15 protein-coding genes are annotated in these 17,654 nt (G+C 38.6%); all 15 read right to left on the minus strand.

Annotated elements, in window-relative coordinates; all coding sequences use genetic code 11:
• Positions 1 to 6: 6 nt before the first annotated feature.
• The 15 genes from fliF to AC3WSK_RS01085 all read right to left on the minus strand — a co-directional run bounded on the left by fliF (position 7) and on the right by AC3WSK_RS01085 (position 17,383).
• On the minus strand, positions 7 to 1,599 hold the full coding sequence (fliF, locus tag AC3WSK_RS01015; RefSeq protein WP_079560457.1) for a flagellar basal-body MS-ring/collar protein FliF: 1,593 nt from the start codon (positions 1,597 to 1,599) through the stop codon (positions 7 to 9).
• 342 nt (positions 1,600 to 1,941) lie between these two features.
• Positions 1,942 to 2,247 (minus strand): flagellar hook-basal body complex protein FliE, encoded by a 306-nt coding sequence (fliE, locus tag AC3WSK_RS01020; protein WP_049668437.1) that lies wholly within the window; start codon positions 2,245 to 2,247, stop codon positions 1,942 to 1,944.
• A gap of 23 nt (positions 2,248 to 2,270) precedes the next feature.
• A complete protein-coding gene (flgC, locus tag AC3WSK_RS01025) occupies positions 2,271 to 2,732 on the minus strand; it encodes a flagellar basal body rod protein FlgC (protein WP_492411472.1) in 462 nt (153 codons plus the stop codon).
• A 3-nt stretch (positions 2,733 to 2,735) separates the two neighbouring features.
• Entirely contained in the window at positions 2,736 to 3,128 is a 393-nt protein-coding gene (flgB, locus tag AC3WSK_RS01030; RefSeq protein WP_386826810.1) for a flagellar basal body rod protein FlgB, read from the minus strand.
• Positions 3,129 to 4,081: 953 nt separating this feature from the next.
• Positions 4,082 to 4,861: a GTP-sensing pleiotropic transcriptional regulator CodY gene (codY, locus tag AC3WSK_RS01035; RefSeq protein ID WP_049668434.1), complete on the minus strand. Its 780-nt coding sequence runs from the start codon at positions 4,859 to 4,861 to the stop codon at positions 4,082 to 4,084.
• Positions 4,862 to 4,948: 87 nt separating this feature from the next.
• Positions 4,949 to 6,349 (minus strand): ATP-dependent protease ATPase subunit HslU, encoded by a 1,401-nt coding sequence (gene hslU, locus AC3WSK_RS01040; protein WP_079560453.1) that lies wholly within the window; start codon positions 6,347 to 6,349, stop codon positions 4,949 to 4,951.
• Positions 6,349 to 6,894: an ATP-dependent protease subunit HslV gene (hslV, locus tag AC3WSK_RS01045; RefSeq protein ID WP_079560452.1), complete on the minus strand. Its 546-nt coding sequence runs from the start codon at positions 6,892 to 6,894 to the stop codon at positions 6,349 to 6,351. Before hslV ends, hslU begins: the two co-directional genes overlap by 1 nt.
• A 20-nt stretch (positions 6,895 to 6,914) precedes the next feature.
• Positions 6,915 to 7,814, minus strand: a complete 900-nt coding sequence (gene xerC / locus AC3WSK_RS01050; protein ID WP_079560451.1) for a tyrosine recombinase XerC — start codon at positions 7,812 to 7,814, stop codon at positions 6,915 to 6,917.
• 540 nt (positions 7,815 to 8,354) lie between these two features.
• On the minus strand, positions 8,355 to 9,668 hold the full coding sequence (gene trmFO, locus AC3WSK_RS01055; RefSeq protein WP_427482565.1) for an FADH(2)-oxidizing methylenetetrahydrofolate--tRNA-(uracil(54)-C(5))-methyltransferase TrmFO: 1,314 nt from the start codon (positions 9,666 to 9,668) through the stop codon (positions 8,355 to 8,357).
• A gap of 18 nt (positions 9,669 to 9,686) precedes the next feature.
• Positions 9,687 to 11,765: a type I DNA topoisomerase gene (topA, locus tag AC3WSK_RS01060; protein ID WP_079560449.1), complete on the minus strand. Its 2,079-nt coding sequence runs from the start codon at positions 11,763 to 11,765 to the stop codon at positions 9,687 to 9,689.
• Between the two features lie 91 nt (positions 11,766 to 11,856).
• Positions 11,857 to 12,753 carry a DNA-processing protein DprA gene (gene dprA / locus AC3WSK_RS01065; protein ID WP_492411476.1) on the minus strand — a complete coding sequence of 299 codons (897 nt, stop codon included), beginning with the start codon at positions 12,751 to 12,753 and terminating at the stop codon, positions 11,857 to 11,859.
• Between the two features lie 197 nt (positions 12,754 to 12,950).
• On the minus strand, positions 12,951 to 13,853 hold the full coding sequence (gene sucD, locus AC3WSK_RS01070; protein WP_079560447.1) for a succinate--CoA ligase subunit alpha: 903 nt from the start codon (positions 13,851 to 13,853) through the stop codon (positions 12,951 to 12,953).
• 17 nt (positions 13,854 to 13,870) lie between these two features.
• Positions 13,871 to 15,031 carry an ADP-forming succinate--CoA ligase subunit beta gene (gene sucC / locus AC3WSK_RS01075; protein ID WP_079560446.1) on the minus strand — a complete coding sequence of 387 codons (1,161 nt, stop codon included), beginning with the start codon at positions 15,029 to 15,031 and terminating at the stop codon, positions 13,871 to 13,873.
• Between the two features lie 160 nt (positions 15,032 to 15,191).
• On the minus strand, positions 15,192 to 15,494 hold the full coding sequence (locus AC3WSK_RS01080) for an EscU/YscU/HrcU family type III secretion system export apparatus switch protein (RefSeq protein ID WP_079560445.1): 303 nt from the start codon (positions 15,492 to 15,494) through the stop codon (positions 15,192 to 15,194).
• Positions 15,491 to 17,383 (minus strand): TP0910 N-terminal domain-containing protein, encoded by a 1,893-nt coding sequence (locus AC3WSK_RS01085; protein WP_492411478.1) that lies wholly within the window; start codon positions 17,381 to 17,383, stop codon positions 15,491 to 15,493. Before AC3WSK_RS01085 ends, AC3WSK_RS01080 begins: the two co-directional genes overlap by 4 nt.
• Positions 17,384 to 17,654: the final 271 nt, after the last annotated feature.

Below are 17,654 nucleotides of genomic sequence, written 5' to 3' on the forward strand. Positions count from 1 at the left end.
TCCTAGTTAGTCTTCCGCAATCCAACTACGCAGTAACTTCGCAAAATCGTCTGGCTTTTCTTTTGCCATTTTTTCAAGCTGCTTACGACGCATTGTAGCTTCCGTTTCAATTTCTTCATTTATATCTTCAATCATTAGTTCTTCTTGTTCATCTAGGATACTTAGTTCTTCTTCTTCCTGTGCACGTTTACGTGAACGGACAATGAAGAATGCAAGCAATACTATAACAGCAAGTAAAATGCCGCCGATTACCCAAACCCACCATGGAATAACAGATTTTTCGCTAGCTGTCTCTGTTGCTTTACCATTTAAAGGATGCACTGAAACAGCTACTTTTTCATCGATTTGATCTTGAGTAAGCTCAGCTGCTACATCTTTAGAAATCGTCGTACGAACAATCGTACTTAAAATTTGCTGGATATCCTCACGAATCCCATCTGGTAATGTTGCCGCGTCAGTTGCTGTCGGTGGTTCAACAATTACTTGGATACCAATATCTTGAATTTTATATGGTGCCTCTTGGATATCTTTACGTATACGGTTTACGTCATTATTAATTGTTTCTTCAGTACGTTCATATTCCCCGTCACCATTTACACCTTCGTTATACGTTGTGAAGTTATCCGTCGTCGTTTCAGCTTCAGGTGTACCAGTGGCTGCAGCCCCTGTACCAGAATATTGCTCTGTAATACGTTGAGCACTAATCGCGATTCCTTCCATATTCTCTTCGTCAACTGGTGTTACTAGGTTTTCTTCACGAACTTCTTTTTTGAAATCAATGTCTGTTGTCACAGAAACGATTACTTTGTCTTGTCCCATAAGCGTACCTAGCATATTTTGGACTTGACGTTGTAGATCACGCTCAACCAATTTCTTCGCTTGTAACTGACCTTCAGCTGTCGTAGTTGAAGCCCCATCAGTAGTTGCAGCATTTAGATCAAAGTACTCAGAAAATTGGTTAGAAATAACAATATTATCCGTATTTAAATTTGGAACACTTTTTGCAACTAGATTGTACATAGTGGCAATTTGTTGCTCTGTAAATTTATAGCCCGGGTCAGTATTTAAAACAATAGATGCAGTCGCTTCTTCTTTAACATCTTTTAAAAATACGCCCTCTTCTGGAATGTTAATCATTACCTTTGCATCTTTTACACCCTCTAGATTTTTAATGAGCTTTGCGATTTCTGTTTCAGTCGCAGCTTTTTTTAATAGGTTAAACTCATTATCTGTCATACCAAATCCAGAGCTATTTGCGAAAGAGTAATCAATCGACCCCGTTTGCGGATATCCTTCCGATGCTAACTGTACTAACAATGAATCAACTTGTTCCTCAGGCACTAAAATCGATGTCCCCCCCGGTGCAAGTTCATATTTTACACCTTGGGTATCTAACGCTTCCTTCACTTGTCCGATTTCTCTTGTCGATAAATCCTTATAAAGTGGTACATATGTAATTTTTGTAGCAAAAAGTGTAATAACGGCAGCAAGTGCTAGTACTCCTACCACAGAACCAATCATTACAAATTTTTGTTTTTTACTACGACTTGTCCAAAATTGGCTGGTGTCGTTTTTTATTTTCGTCAATCGTTCATTCATTATGAATCCTCCGGTTATAGTGAACAACCTATCCATCTAATAATTCGCGAAAACAGTGATATCCCATAACATTCAATCATTATCATCACCATAACGTATTGATTTCCGTTTCGACTAGGAGCGTCCGATAAACCATTTGGGGCAATCAGGATGTTGGCCACGAAAGCATAATCATAAGATATGATGTATTTGCCTTCGTTTTTCTATTGTCTCACTCACTTCAAGGCTATCACCTTCTGTATCATGAACGTGATCCCTTAGGAGTCATCCAACCTCCACATCAATCATCCATTTAAAATATGGGATAAATTCTTTACTTCAATAGTGCTTATTCAAATAAAGTTAGACACTCATACGCATTATTTCTTGGTAAGCTTCAATCACCTTATTGCGAACTTCAATTGTTGCATTTAATGTAATGCTCGCCTTTTGTGATGCAATCATCACTTCGTGCAACTCTACATCTCCACCATTAATTAACTTTTGAGTAAGGTTATCAGAAGTAATTTGTTGATCATTAACCTTTGATATTGCTTCTTTTAACGAGTTCGCAAAGCTCTGTTGTGCTTCATAAGGTGTCGTATTAAGTTTATTTGTTTCATTTACAACCTGCGTAGGTGTCATTTGTGAAACGGACGAAATTGTCATTATGTATCTTCCTTTCCTCTTATTTATCTTCCAATCTCTAAAGCCTTTGTCAGCATGGATTTATTTGCATTCAATACAGTTATGTTTGCCTCGTAGGAACGAGTAGCTGACATTAAATCTACCATTTCTTTTAATGGATCTACATTCGGCATATTTACATAGCCATCTGCATTTGCATCTGGATGAGTTGGATCATACACAAGTTTGAAAGGTGTTTCTCTATCTTCTTTTATTTGTGTAACTTTTACGCCGTTGCCAACACCACTCTTTGCATTTTTGCCAACCGCGGCATTAAAGATCTTTGAAAACTGTCCCTCTTGCGCCGTAAGCGTTACAGACTTTCTGCGGTATGGTTCCCACTCCCCGTTCACTTGTCTACCGCGCGTTGTATCCATGTTCGCCATATTTGACGAAACTACATCCATTCGTAAACGCTGTGCCGTTAATGCTGAGGCAGTAGTATTCATACCATGGAAAATAGACATCTATTACTTACCTCCTTTAATAACCGTATTTAGAGTATTTAGCTTACCGTTCATGCGTTCAATTAATGCGTTGTAATAAATTTGGTTTTCCGCAAGCTTTGTCTGTTCAGCATCCATATCTACGGCATTACCATTATTTCGATATCGCAAACCATTTATATTATTCACACCAGGCGTTGATTGTCGAATCGCGAAATCAAAATGTCTATTATCCGTACGATATGCCGAAATTGACATTTGTTGTTCTTTCTCCAACATATCTTTAAAACTTACATTTTTCGCCTTATAGTTCGGCGTATCGACATTCGCAATGTTATTAGCGATCGTTTTATGATTCAAAGTTGCATAAGAAAGTCCGTTTTCCAGCTTACTAATAGTTCCTCCAAACAAATCCAAAAAGCTCACCTCATTCATGTACTTCTTATTTTATCCAATAATACAATTGTAATTAAGATGATACGTAGTGTCTATTGTCTTTTGTCACTTTTTGATAGTATAAACGACCCATTTTTATTCACAAATAACCAGGACAATACTTCCGTATCCCTTGATATTACTGGATTCATAGCCACCCTACTCAATACTAGTCTATTTACACCATTTCGACAGTGTTTACGGTTTTAGGATCTATTTTATTCCTTTTTTTACCAAAACAACAGTAGACACAATGTCTAAATTAGAGTTCCTTTTTACTATTTAAACATAAGGCTATAATATTACGCAAAATTCAGAATAGTCATTCCATACTGTCTTACAAGTAACAATTGGAGCATATGTTTTTTTCACTTACGCAAAAAGTAGCGCATATGTCAAAAGACAAATTTAGGGATAAAGCAATGACATTAGCGTCTAGGAAGGTCGAAAACATACCTATAAAAAATGAGCGAAAGGATTAAAATATAGATGATTCCTCCCCCCTATTTAGTACTAAAACATGATTCGACATAATTAAAGCATGTAAACTCAACCGCAAATTTCGTCGAAACTTCGTCGAATTACAAAAGGCATCTGAACAAGATTATCCCAGATACCTTTGTGTTTCCAATGAATTTTTTGTGTCAAATCCGCCGAAGGCTTTAGGCCAACAAATTTGTGAGAAAGCACAGTGTTAATTTAGCGACAGCAACACGGGTTTTTTTGTACGTAAGCGCAGTGCCAATATAGGGACTAAAGAGGAGGAAGTGGTGGTCGACGCTCTTCATAGGAAAGTAAGCAGTCTGGAAAGGGAATCGGAAGGCCACAACGATCACAAAGTTTCCCTTAGCGATTTTTATTCTCTATATAATAAAAGGCATCTGGAACAAAATTATTCCAGATGCCTCAGAACGTCCCAAAAGGACGCTATTTTATTATTTCATTTTAATTTCAGCTAATGCATTTAGGAATTTATCGTTCAGTACTTTAATGTAAGTACCTTTCATACCTAAAGAGCGAGATTCGATTACACCTGCAGATTCTAGTTTACGTAATGCGTTTACGATTACTGAACGTGTAATACCAACTCGGTCTGCAATTTTTGAAGCAACAAGTAAGCCTTCATGGCCATCAAGCTCTTCAAAGATATGTTCAATAGCCTCTAACTCACTGTATGAAAGTGAATTGATTGCCATTTGTACAACAGCTTTGCTACGAGCTTCCTCTTCAATTTCCTCAGATTTCTCACGTAAAATTTCCATACCAACTACTGTTGCACCGTACTCAGCTAAAATTAAATCATCATCCTCAAATTGTGAAGATAAACGAGCAAGAATTAATGTACCAAGACGCTCACCACCACCAACAATCGGTACGATCGTTGTTAATGCATTTTGGAATAACTCTTTGTTTTCAACTGGGAAAGCAGTATGTTCGTCATTAATATCTAAGTTTGAAGATGTCTCAGAAATTGTAAACAAGCTATGTGTATATTCTTCTGGGAATTGACGCTCTTCGAACATCTTTTTCATACGCTCATTTTCAATTTGTTGGTGAATTGAAATACCTAAAAGCTTCCCTTTACGGCTTACAATATAAACATTACTGTCGATAATATCTCCTAATGTATCTGCCATTTCTTTAAAGTTTACCGGTTTACCAGCAGATGCTTGGAGCATCGAGTTAATTTTACGCGTTTTTTCTAATAAATTCATTATATGTTCCTCCTATAAATAATCCGAAGAGTATTTTCTTAATATTCTAAATGTTTTTTCAACTTAATAAAACTATTCAGCCTTATCTTACAATATAAACTGTGACAAATCTTTGTTTTTTACTATACCCGCAAGTTTTTGATCTACATAAGCAGCAGTGATTGGAATATTTGCAGGTGCAATTTCAGCAGCTTCAAATGATAATTCTTCTAATAAGCGTTCTAAAATTGTGTGCAAACGTCGAGCTCCAATATTATCAGTCTCCTGATTGACCTCAGTTGCGATTTCTGCAATTCGCTCAATCGCGTCTTCCGTAAAGTTTATCTCCACGCCTTCAGTTTCTAATAATGCCTTGTATTGCAAAATAAGTGATTGATCTGGTTCTTGCAAAATACGTACAAAATCTTGTTTAGTTAATTTTTCAAGCTCCACTCGAATCGGGAAACGACCTTGCAATTCAGGAATTAAATCTGAAGGCTTCGACATATGAAACGCTCCAGCAGCAATGAAAAGCATAAAGTCAGTTTTTACAGCACCGTATTTTGTCGTTACAGTAGAACCTTCAACAATTGGTAGAATATCACGTTGCACACCTTCACGCGATACGTTTGCAGAGGAGTTACTATCCTTACTAGCGATTTTATCAATTTCATCAATAAAAATAATACCTGATTGTTCTGCTCTTGAAATGGCCTCTTGAGCAACTTCGTCTGCATCTATGAGTTTATTTGCTTCCTCGATCGTTAAAATACGACGTGCATCTTTCACTTGTAGACGACGTTTTTTCTGCTTTTTAGGCATTAAACTAGACAGCATATCCTGCATGCCATTGTTTGCAGACATATCCATACCTGTTCCTTGTAACGCATCAAAAATAGAAGGATTTTGTTCAGTTACTTCAACTGTAATCCATTCATTTTCTAATTTACCATTACGTAAATCGATAGCGATTTGCGCACGTTTGGAGCGTACTTCAGTTTCTTCAGAAGAAGAATCATCATTGGCTTGCTGTTCTTTTCCGCCAAATAACATTTCAAACGGATTTTGCATGGACTGTTTTTTTCGTAATGAAGGAACTAACAACTTAACTATCGCTTCGTTTGCTAATTCTTCGGCTTGGTCCTTCACAGACTCCATCATTTCTTCTTTTACAAGACGATGTGAAGCTTCTACTACATCACGTACCATTGACTCTACGTCTCGCCCTACATATCCTACTTCTGTAAACTTCGTTGCTTCAACTTTTACAAATGGTGCACCCGTTAGCTTTGCAATTCTTCGTGCAATTTCTGTTTTTCCGACACCTGTAGGTCCAATCATCAAAATATTTTTCGGAATTACCTCAGCCTTCATCTCATCACTTAGCAGCGAGCGACGATATCGATTACGTAGTGCAATAGCTACCGCTCGCTTCGCTTCATTTTGTCCAACGATATAACGATCCAAATGCTCAGTAATTTGTCTTGGCGTTAAATTATTTTTTGTCATTAGTTAAGCGCCTCCACGATAATATTATGATTCGTAAACACACAGATTCCAGCAGCGGTTTCTAATGCCGCTTCTGCAATTTCACGAGCAGACATTGTATCACCTGCATACTTTTTCAGGGCACGGCCTGCTGATAATGCATAGTTACCCCCAGAACCAATTGCCAAAACTCCATCATCCGGTTCAATTACTTCTCCCGTACCCGAAACAAGAAGGAGTGTACTTTTATCCATTACAAGTAGCATAGCCTCTAATTGACGTAGCATTTTATCACCGCGCCATTGCTTAGCAACTTCTACTGCTGCACGTTGTAAGTTACCATTGTATTCATTTAACTTTCCTTCAAACATTTCAAAAAGTGTAAAAGCATCAGCAACCGATCCCGCAAACCCGGCAAGCACCTGACCATTAAACAGACGTCTGACCTTCCTTGCTGTACCTTTCATAACAACCGCATTTCCCAGGGTCACTTGACCATCACCTGCCATCGCGCAACCTCCGTTATGATGAACTGCAAATATCGTTGTCGCATGAATTTGTCCCATTCGCCTTCCTCCTTAGCTTATTATGCCCTTGGATGAGCATTCATATATGTTTGACGTAGATGCTCTTTTGTTACATGAGTGTAAACTTGTGTAGAAGTTAAATGAGCATGGCCTAATAACTCCTGCACCGTACGTAAATCTGCGCCATTATTCAATAAATGTGTGGCAAAAGTATGGCGAAGCATATGTGGATATATTTTCGTATGGAGCGAGGCTTTGTCAATCATTTCTGTTAAAATATGACGTACACCTCGTGGAGTAAGTTCCCCACCGCGCATGTTGACAAACAATTGCTGATGACTTGTGTTTTTCATCAATCGTGGACGAGCTTGTTCTATGTAATCCTGCATAGCTAAACTCGCAAATTGCCCGAATGGAATAATACGTTCTTTTCGCCCTTTTCCCATTACCCTAATAATCGAATAATGGAAATCAACATCTTCTACTTGAATTGAGGTGAGCTCACTTACACGAATACCTGTCGCATATAACAGCTCCAATATAGCTATATTTCTTAATGATTTCAAATCATCGCCGACATTCGCATCAAATAGCTGCTTCAATTCTTCCTCGTAGAAAAAGCTAGGTAAACGTGATTCTTTTTTCGGATGATAAAGTGATCGAAATGCCCCATCATCTAATCCGTGCTGTTTATTTAGAAAGCGAAAGAAGGAGCGTATTGAGGAGATTTTCCTTGATACAGATGATCTTGCTCTCTTTTCATCGTACAACTTTGTTACATAAAGACGTGCATGTATATACTCAACGCTAGCTAAATCATTTACGCCCTCCGCTTGCAAAAACGCTAAAAAATCTAGTAGGTCCGATTCATATTCTCGCACTGTATGAACAGAGAAGTTTTTTTCAATTTGGATATAAAGCATAAACTGTTCAAGTGCATCTTGGGACGAAACTAACATAAAAAGATTCACCACCAATGGATTTATTGATAATCTTCTCAAATTACAGGGCATCACCATAACGAGTGGTTGATTTTTCGTTCCACATGACCTCTTTCCTAAAGGCGTCCAGTGAGCCACTTGGGCAAAAGGATGTTGATCACGAAGGCATTATCACAGGACATGATGGTTTTAGCCTTCGTCCCTCTATTGCTGGATCCCTAAGGAGTCGCTTAGTCTACACTTCCAATCAACTTATATAAACGGCATACATTTTTACAAATGCCACCCTCAACGTTGGCTGATGAGCCTAAAGTGCTTTCACTTGCCATTAAAAGAATGTCAATTTTCGATGATCCTCTTTAGTTTGTCACTTTGGGTATCGTTAATGTACAAAACATACATATTGACACTATACCTATCTTCATCATATAGCAAGTGAAAATGTTTATATTTTGAGAAAATCTCCATACAAAATAATAAAACACGTGTAAATTAGCATTTTGCTACAAAAAAGAAAAAGCCTCTAAGAGTATACCAACTTTTAGAGGCTTTTTGCAATCAAATTGTTTGTGAATTCACAAAATTACGAATTGTGCTTATTGCACGCGTAGCATGCATCTCTGCACGCTCTGGCTTCGAACGACGTCCTGGTGGTAGTTCAGGGAAAATTCCGAAGTTAACGTTCATCGGCTGGAAATTTTTCGATTGCGCTTCTGTTATATAACGCGCCATACTACCTAAAGCCGTTTCAAACGGGAAGATAATTTGCTCTTGTCCTAATGCTAATCGAGCTGCATTAATACCGGCAATTAATCCACTACCAGCAGATTCAACATATCCTTCTACACCTGTCATTTGACCAGCAAAGAAAATATTTTTATGCTCACGAAGTTGGTACGTTTTCTCTAGAACCTTTGGCGAATTAATGAATGTATTTCTATGCATTACGCCATAACGAACGATTTCCACATTCTCTAATCCCGGAATTAATTGCAGTACTTCTTTCTGTGGTCCCCATTTTAAGTGCGTTTGGAAGCCAACGATATTGTAAAGAGTTCCTGCTGCATCGTCTTGACGTAACTGGACAACTGCATAAGGTCGTTTCCCTGTTTTTGGATCTTCTAGACCTACTGGCTTCATCGGTCCAAATAACATTGTTTTCTCACCGCGAGCAGCCATTACTTCGATAGGCATACATCCTTCAAAGTAAATTTCTTTTTCAAATTCTTTTAATGGCACAACCTCTGCCTCGATTAACGCTAGACGGAAACGATCAAATTCTTCCTTTGTCATAGGACAGTTTAAATAAGCTGCTTCCCCTTTATCGTAACGAGATTTTAAATAAACTTTTTCCATATCGATGCTATCTTTTTCAATAATTGGTGCTGCTGCATCATAGAAATATAGATAATCTAAACCTGTTAAGCCCTGAACTTTTTCAGCTAAAGCTTTCGATGTTAGTGGCCCTGTGGCAATAACAGTAATACCTTCTGGAATTTCAGTGACTTCTTCATGAATAACTTCCACAAGAGGATGATTTTTCACCGCTTCTGTCACATAGCCTGCAAATTCATGTCGATCCACTGCTAAGGCACCGCCTGCTGGTACTGAACATGCATCGGCTGCCTTCATAATTACAGAGTCTAAAATACGCATTTCTTCTTTAATCACACCTACGGCATTCGTTAATCCATTTGCACGTAGTGAGTTCGAACAAACAAGCTCCGCAAATTTATCAGTATGGTGAGCTGGTGTTTGCTTTACTGGACGCATTTCATAAAGTTTAACTTTCACACCACGTTGAGCAATTTGCCAAGCAGCCTCACTGCCTGCAAGCCCTGCGCCTATTACATTTACTACTTGTTCAGTCATGTTCTTACCATCTTTCTATCATTGAGTAGGTGTCTCTTCATAGTCACATTTCGTACACTGAATTTGAACACCTTTTTTAATTTTTTTCTCTACTAATAATGCACTACATTTCGGACATGGTCTACTAATTGGCTTGTCCCATGAAACAAATTCACACTCAGGGTACTGATTGCAACCATAGAATAAACGCTTTGTTTTACTCTTTCGTTCTACAATTTCGCCTGTTTCACAAGAAGGACATTTTACGCCAATAGGTTTCATAATAGCTTTTGTATTGCGGCAATCCGGGAAGTTTGAACAAGCCATAAATTTTCCGTATCGTCCAAGCTTAAAGACCATTGGAGATCCACAAAGCTCACAATCCTCGCCAGCCGGTTCATCTTTTATAACAACCTTTTCCATAGCCTCATCTGCATATTTTACATGGACCTCAAAATCCTTATAAAACTCATGCACAACTTCTTTCCACTGACGACCACCTTCTTCAATATCATCCAAATCTTGTTCCATCTGTGCTGTGAATTCGATATTTATGATATCAGGGAAAAACTCTAGTACGAGTTGGTGCACGATTTCTCCTAGCTCTGTCGGCATAAATCGTTTCGCATCTAATACGACATAGCCACGGCGCTGAATTGTATCGAGGGTCGGTGCATATGTGGACGGGCGCCCTATACCTAACTCTTCCATTGTTTTTACAAGACGCGCCTCTGAATAACGTGGTGGTGGCTGTGTGAAATGTTGCTTCGGCTCGATTTCAAGAGATTTTACTTGATCGCCAACTTCCATTTCAGGTAGAAGCTTGTTTGTCTCTTCTGTTTGATCATCTGTACCCTCAATATAGAGTTTCATAAAGCCTGCAAATTTAACTTGCGAGCCGTTTGCACGGAATAAAACATCACCATTTTGAAGATCAACAGCTACTGTATCAAGTACGGCCGGCGCCATCTGACTTGCGATAAAACGCTCCCAAATTAAACGATATAAGCGCAATTGATCGCGACTAAGCACTGCCTTTAATTCATCCGGAGTTCGCATCGTACTAGTTGGGCGAATAGCCTCATGGGCATCTTGTGCATTTGATGCTTTTTTAGCCTGCTTCGACTCTGTTGAGATGAATTCTTTGCCGTATTTGGATTCAATGTAGGCTACTGCCTCTGTTTTTGCTGTATCTGAAATACGTGTAGAATCGGTACGCATATAAGTAATTAAACCGACTGTCCCCTCTTTTTTACCAACATCAATACCTTCATATAATTGTTGCGCAAGCATCATCGTTTTCTTAGCACGGAAATTTAACTTACGTGCTGCCTCTTGCTGTAAAGAAGATGTTGTAAAAGCAGGTGCTGCATTTCGTTTACGTTCTTTTTTCGATACATTAACAACTTCAAAACTTGTACCTTTAACATTTTTTAAAATAGATTTTACTTGTTCTTCATTTGTTAATTTAATTTTTTCTTTGCCATTACCGTAATAAAGCGCATCGAACGTTTTCTTCCCTTTTTCAAAAGAACCTTCAATTGTCCAATATTCTTCCGGTTGGAAGTTTTTAATTTCATTTTCACGATCAATAATCATGCGTAGTGCTACAGATTGTACTCGCCCTGCCGATAATCCCTTTTTAACCTTTTTCCAAAGAATCGGACTAATGTTATAACCAACAAGTCTGTCCAGTATACGACGTGTTTGCTGTGCATCCACTAAATCCATATTAATAGGACGTGGATTTTTAAAGGATTCTACAATCGCATCTTTTGTAATTTCATTAAAAACGACACGACAATCTGATTGAATATCGATATTTAACGCAGTCGCAAGGTGCCAAGCAATCGCTTCTCCCTCGCGGTCTGGATCGGCCGCTAGAAAGACTTTCTTCACTTTTTTAGCCGCAGACTTTAAGTCCTGTAAAACAGGCCCTTTACCACGAATAGTAATATATTTAGGTTCATAATTATTTTCTGGACTAACGCCCATTTGGCTACGTGGTAAATCACGAACATGCCCGATTGACGCTTTCACTTTATATTTTTTCCCTAAATATCGTTCAATTGTTTTTGCTTTTGCTGGTGATTCTACAATCACTAAATAATCCGCCATCTATGTCTCCCCCTTAGCGAGGTCTATTGCTAATTTTTTAAGTTACCTGTTGCAAAATGTATAACAGATTTTAAGATAATGCAACTTTTTTTCAATTTTTGTTAGAAAAGAGCGTAAGTGTTTCAACGATTTCGTGACCATTACACACTGGAATAGCTCCTTCTAATAGTAGTTTATTTGTGCCCTTTGACTGCTCTGCATTAATTGGACCAGGTACAACAAATACATCTTTTCCTTGCTCTAATGCATTGTCCGTTGTAATAAGCGTGCCACTTCTTAATGCCGCTTCCGTAACAACTATAGCTTTGGACAATCCACTTATGATTCGGTTGCGCATTGGAAAATGCCATTTCTCAGGTTTCATATATGGAGGATACTCTGTGACAAGTAACTGATGCTCCGCCATATGCTCAGAGAGAGACTGGTTTTCCTTAGGGTATATATAATTAAACCCGTGACCAAGCACTGCAATTGTGGAACCACCAACTTTTATAGTTGTCTCATGAGCGATCGTATCTGCCCCTCTTGCAAGCCCGCTTACAACTGTATATCCGTGTTCAACAAGAGGTGGCACGATTAGGTCCATCGCAGTTTTTGTATATGATGTAGCCTTTCTAGAACCTATAATGGCTACTTGTTTTTCTTTCGTCAATAGCGAATACCGACCTTTCACATACAATACAGTAGGTGGGCTGGATATTTCAAATAATTGCGCCGGGTAAAAAGGATGATGAAAAGGTATCGGGGAAATATTGGCCCTTTCATAAGCTTCTGCAAACGACAATGTCATAATTTGTCGAAAACTCCTGGATATCTCCAAAGCTCTACTCGATGATATTTGCAGTGTTTTTGCAATCTCGTAGGGGTGCACTTCCTCAAAATAACTTAGTATATCCACCGGGGACAATAATCGCTGAAGTTTTTGAAGTGGTAATGGGTATATATAATGTAAAGCTAGCAATCTTTGTGTATCAACTGAAAAAATCATTTAAGAGCCTCCTTTTATAATAGAAGAAATTAAATGACCGCATTTTCAAAAAAGTAAGTAGGAAGTTAGAAGCAAGCATATTCATGCAGAGTCCATGACATCCGCCGGAAGCTTTAACTTCTTTCAGCAGGTGTTTGGACACCCGCTGAAAGAAGTTAAAGAAAAAGATGTAGCCACAATGTGCTACATCTTCCATTTTAATGGGTTTTACACTTTTCGTATAGCCCTTTTTCTTTGATTACTTTAATAAGCGTGTCGCCAATGACAGATGGCGTTTCTGCAACTTCAATACCAGCAGCATTCATAGCCTTAATTTTCTCTGCTGCTGTTCCTTTACCACCTGAGATAATAGCACCTGCGTGACCCATACGTTTACCTGGAGGAGCTGTTTGTCCACCGATAAAGCCAACGACAGGTTTCGTCATATTCGCTTTAATCCATTCAGCTGCTTCTTCTTCAGCTGTCCCTCCAATTTCGCCAATCATCACAACTGCATATGTTTCTGGATCGTTGTTAAACGCTTCCAAAACATCGATAAAGTTCGTACCATTGACAGGGTCTCCACCGATCCCTACAGCTGTAGTTTGACCGATACCAGCTTGTGTTAACTGGTGTACCGCTTCATATGTTAATGTACCAGAGCGTGAAACTACTCCTACATGCCCTTTTGTATGGATGTAACCAGGCATAATACCAATCTTACATTCATCCGCTGTAATAACACCAGGACAGTTAGGACCGACTAGACGAGTCTTTTTACCTCCCATATAACGTTTTACCTTAACCATATCAAGTACAGGAATATGCTCAGTTATACAGATCGTTAATTCTAATTCAGCATCAACAGCCTCTAAAATAGCATCTGCCGCGAATGGAGCAGGTACATAAATAACTGAAGTTGTTGCACCTGTTGCAGCTACAGCTTCCGCTACAGTGTTAAATACAGGCACTCCTTCGATTTCAAGACCGCCTTTACCCGGCGTTACACCAGCTACAATTTTAGTACCGTACTCAAGCATTTGCTTCGTATGGAAAAGCGCTGTTTCTCCCGTAATCCCTTGCACAATTACCTTCGTATCTTTATCAATAAATACAGCCATTGTTCTCCCTGCCTTCCTTAGCCTACTAGTCCCACAATTTTTTGTGCACCGTCAGCCATTGAATCCGCTGCAACGATGTTTAAACCAGATGCATTTAAAATCTCTTTTCCAAGCTCTACATTTGTACCTTCTAAACGTACAACTAACGGCACAGTTAAGCCAAGTTCTTTGGCAGCTGCTACAACACCCTCAGCGATAATGTCACACTTCATAATTCCGCCAAAAATGTTTACAAAGATGCCTTTTACATGTGGATCAGAAAGGATAATTTTGAAAGCTTCTGTTACTTTTTCAGCCGTTGCACCGCCTCCTACGTCTAAGAAGTTAGCAGGGCTTCCGCCGTAATAACTAATTGTGTCCATCGTAGCCATTGCAAGACCAGCTCCATTAACCATACAGCCAATGTTGCCTTCTAATGAAATATAGCTAAGGTCATATTTTGATGCTTCGATTTCCTTTGGATCTTCTTCATCAAAATCACGTAATTCGACAATATCTTTATGACGATACAACGCATTTGCATCGAAATTAAATTTAGCATCTAATGCTTGAACTTCTCCTTGTCCAGTTATAACAAGTGGATTAATTTCTACAATAGAAGCATCCTTGTCGATAAACGCTTGATACAAGCCTAACATTAATTTAACAGCTTTCCCTATTAGGTTAGCTGGAATATTCATATTGAACGCCATGCGACGTGCCTGGAAACCTGTTAACCCTACAACAGGATCCACAACTTCTTTGAAGATTTTTTCCGGATGTGATTCCGCTACTTCCTCAATATCCATGCCGCCCTCTTCAGATCCCATCACTGTTACACGGGATGTTGCGCGGTCTAATACTAAACTTAAATAGTATTCTTTTTGAATATCAGAACCCTCTTCAATATATAAGCGTTTTACTTCTTTTCCTTCAGGACCTGTTTGATGAGTTACTAAAATTTTACCTAGTAATTCTTTTGCATATGTACGCACCTCGTCAAGGTTTTTAGCGATTTTCACGCCCCCTGCTTTCCCGCGTCCACCTGCATGAATTTGCGCCTTGACTACAGTCACATTAGAGCCAAGTTCCTTCGCTACTTTCACAGCTTCATCAGGGGAAAAAGCAACTTTTCCGTTTGGTACAGCTACACCATATTTTCTAAGAATCTCTTTCCCTTGATATTCATGGATATTCATAATACATCCTCCCATCAAACATTTGCAAAATTGTTTTACTAACATAATCTATTCTAACGAAAGATTCTGATAAAGTCTATACCTTGTCTTTTATTCATTTTTTACATAAAAATATGACGGTTTTTTCTACTTCGTGTACTAAAACAGATATTTCCGAAAATCAGAATTCTCTATTTTTTCTATATTTTTGCGCATGTTGTTGATCTAAACGATAAATAAATGCAAAAACCTCAGCGACGGCTTCGTATAATTCTTCAGGAATTGACTCATTTAAATCTAATTGTCCGAGTAATTGAACGAGGTTAGGATCCTCATATATCGGGACATCATGCTCATTCGCACGCGCTAATATATTTTCTGCTACTTTCCCTTTTCCTTTTGCTACTACCGTTGGACTATCAAAACGGCCTAACTTATACGTGAGGGCGATAGCCTCTTTTCGAGCAAATTTTTCTTCACTCATATGCGAAAATCCACCCCACTATGTTCCTCCTGCTGTTCTACTACAGGGTTTTTTTCTGGTTGGGCTTTCTCAAATTGTTTAATAAAAACGCCTGAAAGTTGATACTCTTTTTCAGCTAATCCTATTTTTAACGCTGCTTTTAGTGGTTCGGCAAGCGGAATAATATCATTATTTTCATTAAATACTGTCACAGAAACGACACGGTTTTGGACTTGCATATCAATAACCGTTTCTTTCATAGATTCCATTTGTAAATAAAATAATATGCGTGCGTAATTGGCATCAATTTTACCGTCTTCCTTCATGCGTCCATTCCACTGTAATGTTGCATCCATTTTCTTGCCGAAAAATTCTAATGGCACTTGCATAATAAGCTGATGCTGATGGCCATTTTCTCCTGATGCTAGCTGCATACCATTCATACGTGCCATTAACATTTCTGCAGCTTCCTTCAGCTGCGGAGTAACATGCGCTTCCTGCAATAATGTATGTAATTGCGGTTTTAATTGATGTGCAATCTGCTGTAAATCGGCTGACTTATTACTAAGAGTCGCTTCATAGCTAACTCCTAGATTTTTTAATACCGTTTTAAGCGCATGTTCCATTGCTTTACTGTCCATAGAATTTTGTACATGAGCATCCGCTTGTGTAACAATTTGCTGAATCATTGCTTGCGGGGATTCAACACTATTTCTCATGAGATTTCGCATAAATGCTTCGTTTTGTAGCGGAGTAGTTGCTTCATGCTTTAAAAGCGATAATAAATGGTCTTTCACTGAAAGAGCATTCGCGTCTTGTGTAAATAGACGCGCCGAAGAATTTTCTGAAAACGCCTTTATAAGGTGTTCTTGCATTTGTTTTGCAAAAATCTCTAGCGTTTGTTTAGTTGCTGGTAGCTGTTTAAATCGATCAATAAGTTCATTTAATGATTGCTTTTGTTCATTAGTTAACAAGCTTTGATTCGCTGTCCATGATCTAAGCTGATCAACAAGATGATGAATGTTGTCAGATTTTGTCGTTATAATTGTTTGAATAACTTCTCCAGCCTGTTGCAGCTGATTTGACTGTATCGGCTTTACATCGCTAAGGCTGGACCAATTTTGCAAGGTTGCCTGCTGAGGTAGTATCCCCGCCTCTTTTAAACTATTCATGGCTTGAATCTTTTCACTCATAGAAGCCGCACTATTAGTTAATATTTGTATGGACTTAGCAAGGACCAAACTACCTGTTTCTACTTCAAAAGGCTTTGCAATTGCTTGTATTTGTTGCATTAGATTTTGCTTAAGGTTTTCTGATAAAGCTATATCCTTCGTTAAAAGCTGCGTAAAGTTTTCCATTATGGAAACCATGCCTGCAGTTTTTTGTCCACTTAGAAGAGCTTGAAAAACATCATTTGTCATTGGCATTTTAAACTCTACCATTTTTTGAATGGCTTGCAGGGCATCCATTTTTGCTACGCCCTCCGGCAATGCCTTTAACCACATTTCTGCCTGCATCAGCTGCTCTTTTGAAATCGGTAGCTGCGCCTTCATAAAATGAGCTAGAAGCTGCTGTAATTCAGCTGTTTTAGGTAAATTCATTGATTCAAGTAACTGATTAATCTGTTGACTTTGGGAAGCCGTTTGCGCCATAGGACCCGTAACAACTTTTAGTTCGGTTTGTGGGCTTGTACCAGTTACTTGAAAGAAATGCGCATCACCTGCTTTTAGCGGTACTTCGAGTTTTGCAATAAACTTTTGTTGACCAACCTGTATTTCTGCCATTTGATCTGGATATAATTGTTTGATTGTTCCTTGAAATATTTGTCCTTGTTTTAAAGTAAGTGGCTGATTAGCAGAGGTTATAGCAGCTTGTTGCATTTGAATCGGATTAAAAGATGTGGCTGTCATATACATACTCCTTTCATCAATTACTCCTTGGCGTAATTGGCTTCTATTTTTATTTAGCTTATCATTTTATAGCGTGGGGTTGATTTCTGCTCCGACTGGACGCTTTGCCTGGGGCGTCCAGTCGGAGCTCAATCAACTTATGCACATGATCGTTTTAGCAAATATCATTTTTGGTGATGTGCCTTTTTCTGAATGCTATTATGTTTTTAAAATACTATCAATTATGCCTCGGCATAATTGCGTTCGGAATCGGCTTTGTGCTTAGGCCTGC

The sequence above is a fragment of the Lysinibacillus sp. EB271-A1-10B genome (assembly GCF_058791335.1).